Genomic DNA, 14,338 nt, shown 5'->3' on the forward strand with positions numbered 1-14,338 from the left:
GGACATGCCGGGCCGCTGATATGAGTCTCTGCACACTCAGACAGCCATGACGGGCAGTCGGCGCGGCTGGGCACCCGCAGAGCAGGACATGGCGCCGCAAGCGCTGAGGTTCAAGCCGTCAGGCTGAGGGCGGCGCGCAGGTTCAGCCCGGGGTGCCGGGCTGAGATCCAGCCTCAGGCAACCGTGTCGAGGGCAGCGCCGAGGTCGTCCAGCAGATCCTCGACAGTCTCCAGCCCGACCGACAGCCGCACCAGATCGTCGGGGACCTCCAGCGCCGATCCGGCAGCCGACGCGTGGGTCATTGCACCGGGATGCTCGATCAGCGACTCCACTGCGCCCAGCGATTCGGCCAGGGTGAACACCATTGTGGATTCGACCACGCGCTCGGCAGCCGCACGTCCGCCATGGAGCCGGAACGACACCATTCCCCCGAATCCGCTCATCTGGCGGCAGGCGATGTCGTGTCCGAAGTGATCACGCAGTCCGGGGTACAGCACCGAACGAACCGCCGGGTGGTCGTCGAGCAGATCGACGATCGCTTGCGCGCTCGAACCGTGACGGTCCATGCGCACGCCGAGCGTCTTGACACCGCGCAGCGTCAGGTAGCAGTCGAACGGGCTGGGAACGGCGCCCACGGCGTTCTGCATGTACACGAGGTGGTCTGCCAGCCCATCGTCGTTGGTGGCCACGAAGCCGCCGACGACATCGCTGTGGCCGCCGAGGTACTTGGTGGCCGAGTGCACCACGGCATCCGCGCCGAGCGCCAGCGGCTGCTGCAGGTAGGGCGTGGCGAACGTGTTGTCCACCACCACGATGCCGCCCAGCTCGTGGGTGACTGCACAGATTGCCTCGATGTCGAACACCGTGAGCAGCGGGTTGGTGGGCGTCTCCAGCCACACCATGCGGGTGCTGGCCGTCCAGGCGTCGCGGATCTTGTCGGGGGCGGTGAGATCGGCAGCGGCCATGCTGACGCCGGCGTTGCCGAAGATCTTGTCGATGAGCCTGAAAGTGCCGCCGTAGGCGTCATCGCCGAGCAGCAGGCTGTCGGCCGGGCGCAGCACCCGCAGCAGCGCATCCGACGCCGCCAGCCCGCTCGCGAAGGCGAACCCGTGCTGAGCCCCCTCCAGCGACGCCACGCAGACCTGGTAGGCGTGGCGAGTGGGGTTCCCCGTGCGACCGTATTCGTAGCCATGCCGGGGCTGGCCGACTGCCTCTTGGGCGAACGTCGTGGCGAGCGAGATCGGCGTGACCACCGCGCCCGTGTAGGGATCGTGCGGCTGGCCTGCCCGTATGGCGCGTGTCTCGAAGCCGAACTCGTCGGGATCCTCGAAACCCGACACCTGCGGGTCGCCGCCCAGCATCAGCTGTTCCCCCCAGGGTCGGGCGGGCTGAGGTCGACCTCGTCGTCATTCGGAAGGCCCTGCGATGCCAGCCAGTCATCGTCGAATACGCGGCTGAGGTAGAGACGACCGGAATCGGGGATGAGGGTGACCACCAGCGAGCTGGCCGCTCGGCCTGCTGCGTCGAGCTCGGCCGCTATGCGGAACGCGCCGGTCACTGCCGTGCCGCCCGAACCGCCGGTCAGCAGGCCCTCCCGCCGAGTCACCCGGCGTGCCATCGCAAAGGAGTCGGTGTCGGTCACAGGAATGACCCGATCGATGAACTTGGCGTGATAAGTGGCGGGCCAGAAGTCCTCGCCGATGCCCTCCACCAGGTAGGCGCTGCCGTCGCCGCCGCCATAGACCGACTCGGGCGGATCGGCGACGATGACCTCGATGGCGGGGTTCTGCTCCTTCAGGAACCTCCCGACGCCGCTGATGGTGCCACCGGTGCCTGCACCGGCCACGAAGTGGGTGACCCGCCCGCCGGTCTGCGCCCAGATCTCGGGCCCGGTGGTCTCATGATGCGCCTGCGGGTTGCTCTGGTTGGAGTACTGGTCGGGCGAGAAGGCTTGAGGCGTCTCAGCCTTCAGGCGCCGGGCGGTGGAGTAGTACGAGCGTGGGTCGTCGGGATCGACCTCGGCCGGGCACACGACCACTTCGGCGCCGTAGGCCCGCAAGAGCGCAACCTTCTCCGGAGCGACCTTGTCGGTGCACACGAAGATGCAGCGGTACCCCCGCTGGGCTGCGACGACCGCCAGGCCGACACCGGTGTTGCCCGATGTGGGCTCGACGACGACATCGCCGGGTTGCAGCCGCCCCTCGGCTTCGGCGGCGTCAATCATGGCGACGGCGGCTCGATCCTTCACCGAGCCTCCAGGGTTGGAGATCTCAAGCTTCGCCACGACTGGGGTTGCAATCTGCGGTGCCACCCGGCCGAGTCGCACTAACGGCGTGCCGCCGATGAGCTCCAGCACCGAGGGCGCGATGTCCAGGCCCGCCAAGGCCTTGGGCATCGGGCCGTCGCCTGTCACGACGCCACAGCCTACGAACAGCCCGCCGTGCGAGCATGACGAACGCATGATGCGCCGGTCGTGACACCGGCTTGTGTCAGCTGGCGCCGGGGCTCCACTGGGCGGCCTCGGCAGCGGTGTCGATGCGGTCGGCGCCGTCGATGCGCGTGAGCCGGGTTGCGGGCGCGGCAGCCTCGACGGCATCGCTCACGGAGGCCGGTACCGCCCCGGCGCCGCCGATGATCACGACGCGTGCCGGCCGGTAGTCGACGAGCAGCTGACGGGTCGGCTCAGGCAGCGCGCCGGGCGCCGCGTAGACGACCGCTGCGTCGGCGGTACGCGCCACGAGAGCCGTCGCGATGCCGACGTCGGGCGGCCGCCACCCGTCGACGATCACCACCGTCCGCCTCGCCGCTTGCCCAGGGTCGCCCAGCGACCTGCGGGCCGCAGCCGCCGCGGTGGCAGCGCGGTCGGATCCGGTGAGCCGCTCCACAGCCGCCTCTCCAGCGGCGGCGACGACCGCGTCGAACACCCCAGCGCTCACCGCTCCCTCGCCGCCGACCACGACGACGCGAACCACGGGATAGTCAACGATGACCCGCCGTGCCGGCGCAGGCAGTTCCTCGGCGCTGCTCAGCAGGACCGCCGCGTTCTGCATGCGGGCCGCCAACGCCGCAGCAGCCCCGATGTCAGGCGCACTCCACCCGTTCGCGATCACCACCACACGCCCGGCGCCGGCCCCTGGGCTTCCCAGCACCTCGCGCGCTGCCTGCGCAGCGGTGTCGACGCGGTCCGCGCCCGCGATGCGATCCACCTCGACACCTGCAACCACTCCGTGGGCAGCGGTCAGCACCGCCGGTGCCAGCGCAGCCGTACCGCCGACCGCGACCACCCTGCGCGGCGACAGCTTGCACAGTGCTTCCTCGGCAGCCGGCTCGAGCCGATCCGCCGATGTATAGAGCACTGCCGAATCAGCCGTGCGGGCCGCCAGCGCCGCAGCGACCCCGATGTCCGCGGCACTCCAGCCGTTCGCCAAGATCACGGTATCGCTGAGTGATCCCCTGCACCCCGCCTCCTCCTCGTCAGCACTGCCACCACCACCGAAACCATCGCCGCCGCCACCACTACCGCCGCCACCGCTACCGCCACCGCCACTGCCACCACCGGTGGGACACGCTCGTGTCAGCGCATTCGAATCGTTGGACGCGGCGCTCTCGCCGTCAGCGTTCGACGCGAACAGCCGCCACGCATACCAGGTGTCGCAGGCGAGGCCTCCGGCGACATAGGAAGTGGCCCCCGGCGCTAGCCGCACCGTGGTCACGCCGGGCTCCTCCCACGGGTCGTAATCGACGGACCGCACGTGCCCGGAGCTGGGCCGACGCTGCAAGATGTAGCCCGTCAGCGGCAGGTCGGCCGGGGTTCGCGGGGCGCTCCACGACAGACGCACACTGCCCGCGCCCGTGGATGTCGAGGCGAGGAAATCGACCGCCTCGGGCGGGCGCCAGTCGTCGTCGAACAGCTCGACCCTGCCGCCCACCGAGCCGCTGTTCCGCATCGGGTGGGCACCCCAGAACCTGATCCACTCGGTACGCTCCTTGTGGGTGTCCTGGATCGGAGTGATGGTCACCGTCGTGGTGCCGCTGAGCTGCCCCGCCGGGATCGTGACAGCGCGCGGAGGGTCCGGGTCGAGCGTGTAGTCGCCCGACTCGCCCTTCGTCGCTGTCGACGAATCCGATATGTGCATCGTGACCGTCAAGTCCATGGCATAGGCCACGCTGCCGCCCAAGCTCGCGGTCAGCGTCACCGTTGTCGCCGTGTCAGCCTCGCTGATGCCCGACGGGCTCGCGCTCGTGTACATCGCGTTCGAGATGGTGTCGTCGTCGGCAATCGTCAGCATCGCCGGGTTCACGATGTCCGAGGGACTCGACGACGTGCCCGTGATCTTCACGGTCTCGCCGGCGTCTTCGTCGAGGCTGTCCTGGACCGGCGTGATCATGAACGACTCGCTGGCTGAGGAGGCGCCAGCGGGGATCGTGAGGCTAGCGGGCAGCGCCGTGTGCGTGTAATCGGTGTCGACGACAGCCGTGCCTTCCAGCGGCGATTCGAGCGTCACCACTGTGCCGGTGCTGCGCGTCGCCGAGGCCTGGAACGTCGCGGTGACGGTCACCGTGACCGGGCCCTGGGTGCCCTCGCCGATGCTCGACGGACTGACCGACAAGTCGATCATCGTGACCGCCTGCGCGCCAACCGCGCCGGTACCAAGGCGCGTGCCCGACGGTGTCGGGATCGCCATGAGCACCGACGCCGCCATCACCGCCGCGACAAGCCGTCCAACCGGTGCCCGACGGGCGAACCGCGATGTCGTATGTGAATGCCCAAGCCATGTCGTCACACATGAAGATTTACATATGCGGTGGCAGATCGTCGGACACCCGGCGACACTGGCTCAGGCAATCGGCTCCATGAGCGAGGCCAGCGGGGACAGCTCCGAGCGCACCAGCTCGACGCCGCCTTCGGGCAGCACCGACACTTCGTGCCACAGGCGCAGCTTGGGCGGGCGCCCCAGCAAGTGCACTGTGGAGAGGAACGAGTGGAAGATGGCCAGGTGCGTGGAGTGCGACTTCGACCAGGCCTCCAGCGAAGCCAGGTCGTCGAACCAGCCCACGAAGCTCGTGGACTGCAGATCCTCCCCGTCGATGGTCTGCTCTCGCAGGAATCGACTCGAAATGCAGCCGGAATCGCGGTTGGCGGCCAGGAATTCGATGCCGGCGCGCAGCTTCGGCTCGATGTCGGTGAAGTACATCTCCCGCTCGTCGTCAAGGCACTCGTCCCACTTCTGGCCGGAGCGGATGAGGCACAAGTTGGCCGGCAGCGGCGAGCCCGCAGCGGCCTCGAAGGGGTCGTCCGCGCTGGCCGCCATGCGGTCGCGTGCGGCGCCCCAGTAGTCGTGCAGTTCGGTGAGGTCCACTGACGTCAGGTTGCGCACGCCTGGCAGCGGGCGCTTGGTGCCGGCAATGGTCTCCCAGCGCTCCGCCGGAATGATCGCCGTCTCGCAATAGACCCCGGCGCGCTCAAGCACCTCGCAGCCGTCACGCCAGCGCTCGTACACGGCCGGATCGACCCAATACGCCATGAACACAGTCTCGATATCGCCCTGCGCTTCCTGCGCATCGTCTCCCTCGTCGCTGAAGTTGACGACGCGGGCCCGCTCGACGTGGTCGGGCGCCTCGCCGCCGCCAGTCAGCGCTGCCTGCAGCTCGGCCAAGGTGTCCGCGTTGCCGGGACCCTTCGAGAAGATCATCGAGTAGGCCGTCAGCTCGGGAAAGTCGACCACGCACCAGGCGGGCGCGCTGGGCGTATGATCCTCGGGCCGATTCGCTGCCATCTGAGCCCCTTGGTGCGCGGACGGCCAACCGGTGCAGGCGGCCAAGAGCGACGACGCGGATCGTACTGCCGCTCTCACGTCTCTGCCCGCGGAGTCTCCGTCGGTCGAACACGTACCGTATGCGCTCGCGGAGACTCGCTGAGCACGCGCTGTCATATCCTGCACTATCAGACGCGTCCGGTATGTGCATGTACGTGTACCGGCGAACTTGCGAGGTGCCGAGATGGCTGACTTCGACCGATTGAGTGCAGAGAACGAGATGCTGCGGTCCCGTCTGGCGGGGCTGACCGAGGCGATCCTGCGCATCAGCGAGGACCTGGACCTTGACGTGGTGCTGCAGCAGGTGGTGGACGGCGCTCGGATCCTGACCGGCGCTCGCTACGGCGCCATCACGACGATGGACGATGCCGGAGAGCTGCAGGACGTGCTGTTCTCGGGCCTGTCGCCCGAGGACGAGCAGATGGTGGTGGGATACGAGCGCGGCATCGAGCTGTTCGGGTACCTCAGCGGGATGGACGAGCCGCTGCGGACCAGCAACTTTGTGGAGCATGTCGAGTCGGTGGGGTTTGACGGCTTCCAGCCCTACATCGGCGCGTTCCTCGGCGCGCAGATCAAGGTACGGGACCGCCAAGTGGGCACGATGTTCGTCGGCGAGAAGCACGACGGCTCCGAGTTCGCCCACGAGGACGAGGAGGCCGTGGAGATGTTCGCCAGCCAGGCGGCGATGGCCCTCACCAACGCCCGCCGTTATGGCGACGAGCAGCGCGCCAAGGCCGACCTCCAGGCGCTGGTCAACACCTCGCCGGTGGGCGTGGTGATCGTGGACGCCGCCTCTCGGGATGTCCTCATGGCGAACCGGGAGGCGCGCCGGCTGCTCGGCATCGGGCAGGGGCAGGAATACCTCTCGCTGGCGAGCTTCGCGCAGCTCAGCTACAAGCGGATGGACGGCTCGGAGACATCCATCGAAGACCTGCCGTTCGAGCAGGCGTTGCTCGCCGACGAGCCGGTGCAGGCCGAAGAACTGGTGATCGTGCGTCCCGACGGCAGCGAGGTGGCGACACTGGTCAACACCGCGGCGATCCGTTCCGACGGGGGCGAGCTGACGACCATCATCGCGACTATCCAGGATGCGTCGCCGCTGGAGGACCTCGAACGGCTGCGGGCCGAGTTCCTGGCGGTGGCGAGCCATGAGCTGCGGGCGCCGCTGACCGCGATCAAGGGCTCTGCTGCCACCGTGCTCGACTCGCGGGTGCCTCCTGATGCCGCCGAGGTGCGCCAGTTCTTCCGCATCGTCGAGGAACGTGCCGACCACATGCGGGACCTGATCAACGATCTGCTGGACATGACCCGCATCGAGGCCGGAACGCTGTCGGTGACGACCGAGCCGGCGGATCTGGCCTCGATCGTCGACCACGCGAAGAGTGCATTCCTCAGCGGCGGGCATCCGCATCACGTCAAGATCGACCTGTTTCCCAACCTGCCGCGTGTGTGGGCGGACCGCCAGCGGATCGCGCAGGTGCTGCACAACCTGTTCTCCAATGCGGCTGCCAGCTCGCATGAATGGTCCACGATCACCGTGGAAGCGTCGCTGGACGACACCCATGTGGCAGTCTCGGTCACCGACGAGGGCGCCGGCATCGCACCAGAGCGGCTGCCGCTGCTGTTCACCAAGTTCCCGCGCGCTCGTGACGAGCACGAGACCCGTCCCGGCACCGGCTACGGACTGGGCCTCGCGATCTGCAAGGGCATCGTGGAAGCCCACGGCGGTCGCATCTGGGCCCACAGCGCCGGGCACAACCGGGGCGCCCAGTTCACCTTCACCGTCCCCGTCCTCGACGAGCCGGCTGCAATCGCGGGCGTCGCCGATCCTGATCTCGGCGCCGGTGCCCGCGGACCTGCGAAGGTGGAGCGCATCCTCGTCGTCGAGGACGACCCCCAGACGCTGCGGTACACCCGCAACACGCTCGCACGCGCCGGCTATACCCCGATCGTCACCGACGACCCGAACGAGCTCGACCACCTCCTGGACACCGAGATGCCCCATCTCGCACTGCTGGATCTGATGCTGCCCGGCGCAGACGCTTTCGAGCTCATCAGGCGCAGCCCCAAGGTGCTCGAGATACCGGTCATCATCGTGTCGGGGCGCGGCGACGACCAGCTCGTCGCCAAGGCCTTCGAGCTGGGAGCGGCCGATTACATCGTCAAGCCGTTCTCGCCCACCGAGCTGCTGGCGCGCATCGCGGCGGCCCTGCGCAGGCGCGCGCAGTCCCGGCACGCCGAGCCCTACCGGCTGGCCGACCTCACCGTCGACTACATGACGCACAGCGTCACCGTCGCCGGCAACGCCGTGAACCTCACCCCCACCGAATACAAGCTGCTGTCGGAGCTGTGCATCAACGCCGGCCGCGACCTCAGCTACGAGCAACTGCTCGAGGCCGTCTGGGGGGATGGCGCCAGCGGCGACGCCCAGCGCGTGCGCACCTTCGTCAAGGACCTGCGGGCCAAGCTGGGCGACCGCGCGCGCAAGCCCACCTACATCCTCACGGTCCCCAACGTCGGCTACCGCGCCGCCACCCCCTAAACCGCGGCCTAGCGCGGTGGCGAGGTGGATCGCGTCCAGGATGCGCAGTTCGGGAGGGTCGAGCAAGGCCGCCCGCTCGGCGATGTCACTGGTGATGCGAGTCCATGTCACCGAACCGAGCCGTGATCAAGCTTCCACCACCAATGCGGACCGGCAGCGGCGGACAGCTCGAATGGTCTCCGTCCGCGCCAGGTCCGATGAGACAGCCCGCACGTTCTCCTGTTTCAGCCAGGCGTAGAGCGCGAACGACTCCGATTCCTCCACGATCAGCTTGACCAGCGCGGAGCTGTCGAGATAGTGCACGGCTGCGCTGCGGAACTCTCACTACCGTTCTTCTTCGCGCATCTCCAGCAGCACTTCCGACAGGCTCCGCCCCGGCAGCGCGGGAAGCGGACGGGGAAGATCGGTGATGTCGCGCTTTGCCGGCGTCGCATCCCCCCGAGCGGTCATTTCCTCGAGACGTGACCGCCGCGGCTGACGGAGGTGCGGTACCCGTCTCGCGACGGGCCGGCCGCGGTTGGTGACAGTGATCTCCTCGGGCACCGCGTGGGCCGGCTCATAGACATAGTGGGCAACGAAGGGGCAACTGGTGTGCAGCTTCAGCTCCCAGCCGCTGTCAGGGCCGGGACGCAGCAGCGCCTTGCTGCCCGGCGCCCATCCGTTGCCCGGAAAGTGCGTGAGATGCTCGGCTCCCACAATCTGGGACTGCTGCCAGGGCCGCTGCGGCGGCGCAACGCCGAGACCGTCGCCGGGCCCGCAGGCAGTCACCAGCGGCCCCTCCCCGGTGACCGTCGTATCGGCGCCAGACGGCCCCGCCAGCTCTTGTGTCACCGGAAGCTGCAGTTGCGGCGCCCGCTTCGGCCACTCGATGACCGCTCCCGAATTGACTGGCGCCGTCACCTCGAACAGGTACTCGCCGTGCTCGGGCAGACCGGTCACGACGCGCTTGCGAGCCCCAGCCGGGCTGAGCGGCTCGCCGCACGCCACCGAGGTCGTCACCCGCCGCTGAGGGTCAGTCTTCAGGCGCCGAGTTCGGCGGCGCGGGTGCGGAACCGCTCGACGTTGTTCTCCTTGATTTCCTCGTAGCCGCGGATCATGTCGGGAAGCTGGGCAATCTCGACGGCCCGGGCGTAGGCGGCTTCGTCGCCTGCACTCAGCGTGTCGAGCGCCCGTTCGATCATCCCGCGGTACTCGTCGATCAGCTCCCGCTCCATCTTGCGATGGCCGGTCTTGCCGAAGATGTCGAGCGTCCCGCCGCGGAGGCCCTTCATCCGCGCCAGCAAGGCGAACGCGATGTCGCCTGAGCGGCCGAGGCCGATCTTCTTTTCCACGCCCATGCGCCGCATGATCGGCGGGTGCAGCTTGTAGGTGACATCGGTCTTGTCGCCGAACTGGTCGCGCACAGCTTGCTGGAACGCCTTGGACCGGTGCAGCCGGGCCACCTCGTACTCGTCCTTGTAGGCCATCAGCTTGTAGAGGTACGTGGCCACGGCCTCGCTGAGCGCCGTCTCGCTGCCCGCCGCAGCCTCAGCCTCACGCACCTTGACGATGAACGCGGCGTAGGCGGCTGCGTACGCGTGGTTCTGGTAGGCGACCAGGTCGGGCACCCGGATGCGCAGCAGCCGTGCCAGCTCCTCGGACTGGTTGGGCACCGTGTCGATGAGATCCTGCTCACGGCCTGACGGGCCGGTCTCACGCTTGACCTTGCCGACCCGCTCGACTTCGAGGGTTTCCAGGAAGTCGGGGTCGAGCACGATCTTGCGGCCGATGCGGAACGCCTGGGTGTTCATCTCCACCGCGACGCCGTTCAGCTCGATGGCCCGCTCGATCGCCGAGGCGCTGATCGGGACCACGCCCGCCTGATAGGCGGCGCCCACCACCAGCACGTTGGCCGGCATGTGCGAGCGGAACAGGTTGTCCGACAGCGTGCCGGCATCGAAATAGACGTTGCGCTCGGGACTGGTGGACTCGTCGATGACCCGCTGGAAGGCCGTCCACTCGGGGAACTCGGCGGAGGTGTCACGCACCATCGAGGTGGTGGGCACCTTCGACGACGACACGACGGCCACCGTCTTGCCGGCGAGGGCCTTGTCGAGGTTCGCCGGGTTCGTGCCGGTCAGCAGATCGAACACGATGTAGGCATCGGCCTCTCCGAGCCCGACCTTATTGGCCTCGTCGCCGCCGTCGTGATCCGCCGCCGCGTCATCGCCATTGGCACTCATGCGCCGAACCTTGAGATTCGACAGCACCGGGCCGCCCTTCTGGGCAAGACCGGTCTGGTCGAGGCCATTGGCCGTCTTGCCGTCGAGCAGGGCGGCCGTGGCCAGCATCTGGTTCACCGTGACCACGCCGGTGCCGCCGATGCCCATCATCAAGATGTTGCCCTCGTCGATCCGGTCGGGCTCGGGCAGGTCGTCGCCGATGTGCTCGGTGGCCACCGTGGCCTTGGTGGGGATCTTCCCCGCCGGCACCACCTCGATGAACGCCGGGCAGTCGCCGTCGAGGCAGGTGAAGTCCTTGTTGCACGACGACTGGTGAATCTGGGTCTTGCGTCCGAACTCGGTCTCGACGGGTTGCACGCTCAGGCAGCTCGACTTCTCGCCACAGTCGCCGCAGCCCTCGCAAACCGCCTCGTTGATGAAGACCCGCGTGTTGGGCTCGGCCACCTTGCCGCGCTTGCGGTCACGCCGGAGCTCAGCCGCACACGCCTGGTCGTAGATCAGGACGGTGCAGCCCTCGATCTCACGCAGGACGCGCTGCGCTTCGTCCATGCGGTCGCGGTGCCAGATGTCGGTGCCGGGAGCGAACTCGGCATCGGCGGGGTACTTGGAGGTGTCGTCGGTGACGACCATCACCTTGGCCACGCCCTCGGCGTGCACCGAGCGGGTCAGCTCGGGCACGGCCATGCCGCCGTCGATGTCCTGGCCGCCCGTCATGGCGACCGCGCCGTTGTAGAGGATCTTGTAGGTGACGTTGGTGCCCGCGGCCACCGCTTGGCGCAGCGCCAGCGAGCCGGAGTGGTGGTAGGTGCCGTCGCCGATGTTCTGGAACCGGTGCTCCATGGTGACGAACGGTGCGGCGCCGACCCACTGGCAGCCCTCGCCGCCCATCTGGGTGGTGCCGCGGACGTTGCGGGTGGGCGTCATGGCCGCCATGCCGTGGCAGCCGATGCCGCCGCCTGCCTCAGAGCCCTCCGGCACCCAGGTGGAGCGATTGTGGGGGCAGCCCGAGCAGAACCCCGGCGTGCGGCCGGCGGCCTTCTCGCCCTTGGAGGTGGTGACGGCGAGCGGGATCGTGATGCGCTCGGGCACCGCTGGGCCGATGCCCTCGGACCCGAGCCGGTCCACCAAGAACGGCCGGATCTTGCGTGCGATCAGGTCGGCGTCCATCTCGCCGTGACCCGGGAACCAGAAACCGCCCTGCGCGTCGCGCTTGCCCAGCACGACGGGCGCATTCGTGACGCCGTACAGGTTCTCCTTCATGAGCGCTTCGATGATCGAGCGCTTCTCCTCCACGGCCACGATCACGTCGAGCCCGTCAGCGAATTCGCGCAGGCTCGTGGGCTCGAGCGGCCACACCACGGCCGGCTTCCAGATGCGGACGCCGCGGCGCTCCAGCTCGATGTCGTCGAGCCCCATGCGGTCGAGCGCCTCGCGCAGGTCGTAGTAGGTCTTGCCTGCGGCGACCAGGCCGATGCGGGCGTCGCGGGTGGGCAGGGTCTGGCGGTTGAGCTGGTTGGCTGCAACGAACTCGTCTACCGCCACCATGCGGCCCTCGTGGATCTCGAGTTCCATGCGCACCGCGTTGGGGCCGAACAGGGCGTCCTGCTGGGTGTGCGCCCAGGGCTTGCCCTCCCATTCGAATTCGGGACGGGCCACCGACACACGGCCCGGGCCGACCTGCACTGTCGCGTACCCGTCGGCCACGTTGGTGACGATCTTGAGTGCCGACCAGAAGCCGCTGTAGCGGGACAGCTCGTAGCCCCAGCGCCCGTAGTCGATGACCTCCTGGACCGAACCCGGGTACAGGATCGGCGTCTGGTAGTGGATGAGCACCGGCTCGGATTCCGAGGCCAGTGTCGAGGACTTCGATGCGGGGTCGTCGCCCGCCACGAGCAGCACGCCGCCCTTGGGATCGACGCCGCAGACGTTCGCGTGCTTGATCGCGTCGCCGGACCGATCGACTCCCGGCGCCTTTCCGTACCACATGCCCAGCACGCCGTCGTAGCGGCCCTCGAAGTTGCGGTTCGACAGCTGGCTGCCCCACACGATCGTGGCGCCGAGATCCTCGTTGAGGCCGGGCTCGAAGACGATGTTGTTCTGCTTCAGCTCCTCGGCGTTGGTCGTCATGAGCGAGTCGATGCCGCCCAGTGGCGACCCGCGGTAGCCCGACACCATCGCCGCGGTGTTCAGCCCGTCACGGCGGTCGGCCCGGAGCTGGTCCAGCAGCACGCGCAGCAGGGCCTGCACACCGGACATGGCCACATCGCCCTCGACGCGGTCGAAGCGATCGGTGAGCTTGAAGTCTGCGAGTGCCATCGAATCCCCCTGGTCCGCCGTGGCGGCGTGTGTAGCGGCCACTTGCGAGGCTACCCGTCAGCCCCGAGGGCTGCCGGTGAAACGAGCGTGCTCAGAAACGGGGTGCGGCGGGCTCAACCCGTTGGCGGTGCCGTTGTGCGTCTCGGCAGCAGACCGGGCCGCGGCAGCGTGAACGCCAGCCCAAGAGCACAGGCGTTGGCGACTGCGGCGAACGAGAAGGTCCAGCCGTAGCCGCCCGTGGCGTCCAGCAGCAGCTGGGCGACGTAGGGACCCACGGCGGCGAACGATCCGGCCGTCGCGAAGAATCGACCCACGATCGCCCCGGCGTGGGTGCGGCCGAAGTAGTCCGCGACCAAGGCCGGAAAGACCGCCACGCTGCCGCCGTAGGACAGGCCGAACGCGATCGCCGAGGCGTAGAGCAGCACCAGTCCTTCCGACACAGCGATACCGACGAACGACAGCGTCTCGACCGCCAGCGCCAGCATGACGGCGCGGCGACGGTCGATGCGGTCTGACAGCGGGCCGGTCACGATCCGGCCGACGAGCCCGCCGACGCCGACCGAGCTGATGACACCTGCTGCCCACAGCGGCGAGAATCCGAGGCTCCGGGCGTACTGCACGCCGTGTGCGAACGGCACGAACACCACCACGAACGTCAGTGCGAACATGCCGAAGATGCGCCAGAACACCGAGCTGCGCCAGGCCTGGGGGGCAGTCCACGCCGTGAGGGGATTCTCGGCGTCGGGTGCGCTGCTGCGGGTGGTTTCCACGACGAAACCCGCCGGCCGGGACACGAACCGCGAGCGGGTCATCGGCCGATCAGCGACATCTGGCGAGCGCCCGTCGGGATACTGACCGATCGACTCCGGATCGCGCACGAACACCATCGCGGTGACGGCCATCAGCACGCCGCCCACCACCGCCATCACCGCAATCGCCGTGCGCCATCCGAATTCCCCGACGAGCCATGCGGCAATCGGGGGCGCGACGATGCCGCCGGCGCTCCCGCCCGAGCCGACGATGCCGGTTGCCAGGCCTCGCCGCGCGCTGAACCAGCGCACCACGGTGGCATTCGCGGGCACCCACGACGACGACATCCCCAGCGGCGCGATGACGGCGAGGCCAATGAACACCATCGCCAGGGATCCGGCGGCTGACAGCACCAAGTAGCCCGCCGCGAGCAGGGCGGCGCCCGTGGCGATGACCTTGCGCGGGCCGAATCGGTCGGTGAGCTGGCCCGTCCATGCGCTCACGACGCTGTAGGCGAGGATGTAGGAGGCGTATGCAAGCTGGAGCCAGGTCGCCGACCAGCCCTTGTCGGCGCTGATGGCCCCTTCGAACGTGCCGTAGCTGAACTGGATGCCGTACACGATGAACAGCACCCAGAAACCGGCCCACGCCACGCGCCAGCCGTGGAATGGCCGGCCGATCAACATTCGCGG

8 protein-coding genes and 1 pseudogene are annotated in these 14,338 nt (G+C 68.6%); 1 reads left to right on the forward strand and 8 read right to left on the reverse strand.

The window, feature by feature from the left end; genetic code table 11:
• Nucleotides 1–173: 173 nt before the first annotated feature.
• The 4 genes and pseudogenes from ACOGI5_RS00900 to ACOGI5_RS00915 all read right to left on the reverse strand — a co-directional run bounded on the left by ACOGI5_RS00900 (nucleotide 174) and on the right by ACOGI5_RS00915 (nucleotide 5,777).
• Nucleotides 174–1,361 carry a cystathionine gamma-synthase gene (locus ACOGI5_RS00900; protein ID WP_419862591.1) on the reverse strand — a complete coding sequence of 396 codons (1,188 nt, stop codon included), beginning with the start codon at nucleotides 1,359–1,361 and terminating at the stop codon, nucleotides 174–176.
• Nucleotides 1,362–1,417: 56 nt separating this feature from the next.
• Nucleotides 1,418–2,374, reverse strand: a pseudogene (locus tag ACOGI5_RS00905) (PLP-dependent cysteine synthase family protein); the annotation flags it as partial.
• Between the two features lie 115 nt (nucleotides 2,375–2,489).
• Complete coding sequence (locus ACOGI5_RS00910) at nucleotides 2,490–4,685, reverse strand: cell wall-binding repeat-containing protein (RefSeq protein WP_419862592.1); 2,196 nt, start codon at nucleotides 4,683–4,685, stop codon at nucleotides 2,490–2,492.
• 153 nt (nucleotides 4,686–4,838) lie between these two features.
• The gene (locus tag ACOGI5_RS00915; protein WP_419862593.1) at nucleotides 4,839–5,777 is read right to left on the reverse strand and encodes a phenylacetaldoxime dehydratase family protein; all 939 of its coding nucleotides are present in this window, start codon (nucleotides 5,775–5,777) and stop codon (nucleotides 4,839–4,841) included.
• A 223-nt stretch (nucleotides 5,778–6,000) separates the two neighbouring features.
• On the opposite strand from ACOGI5_RS00915, the gene ACOGI5_RS00920 reads away from it, so the two are divergent.
• Entirely contained in the window at nucleotides 6,001–8,358 is a 2,358-nt protein-coding gene (locus tag ACOGI5_RS00920) for an ATP-binding protein (protein WP_419862594.1), read from the forward strand.
• A 126-nt stretch (nucleotides 8,359–8,484) separates the two neighbouring features.
• Here ACOGI5_RS00920 and ACOGI5_RS00925 read toward each other — a convergent pair whose 3' ends face one another.
• The 4 genes from ACOGI5_RS00925 to ACOGI5_RS00940 all read right to left on the reverse strand — a co-directional run bounded on the left by ACOGI5_RS00925 (nucleotide 8,485) and on the right by ACOGI5_RS00940 (nucleotide 14,332).
• Nucleotides 8,485–8,661: a hypothetical protein gene (locus ACOGI5_RS00925; protein ID WP_419862595.1), complete on the reverse strand. Its 177-nt coding sequence runs from the start codon at nucleotides 8,659–8,661 to the stop codon at nucleotides 8,485–8,487.
• A gap of 21 nt (nucleotides 8,662–8,682) precedes the next feature.
• Nucleotides 8,683–9,357 (reverse strand): hypothetical protein, encoded by a 675-nt coding sequence (locus tag ACOGI5_RS00930; RefSeq protein WP_419862596.1) that lies wholly within the window; start codon nucleotides 9,355–9,357, stop codon nucleotides 8,683–8,685.
• A 20-nt stretch (nucleotides 9,358–9,377) separates the two neighbouring features.
• A complete protein-coding gene (locus tag ACOGI5_RS00935) occupies nucleotides 9,378–12,938 on the reverse strand; it encodes an indolepyruvate ferredoxin oxidoreductase family protein (protein ID WP_419862597.1) in 3,561 nt (1,186 codons plus the stop codon).
• Between the two features lie 71 nt (nucleotides 12,939–13,009).
• Nucleotides 13,010–14,332: an MFS transporter gene (locus ACOGI5_RS00940; protein ID WP_419862598.1), complete on the reverse strand. Its 1,323-nt coding sequence runs from the start codon at nucleotides 14,330–14,332 to the stop codon at nucleotides 13,010–13,012.
• Nucleotides 14,333–14,338: the final 6 nt, after the last annotated feature.

This window comes from Candidatus Poriferisodalis sp., assembly GCF_965208925.1.
Classification (GTDB): Bacteria; Actinomycetota; Acidimicrobiia; order Acidimicrobiales; family Poriferisodalaceae; genus Poriferisodalis.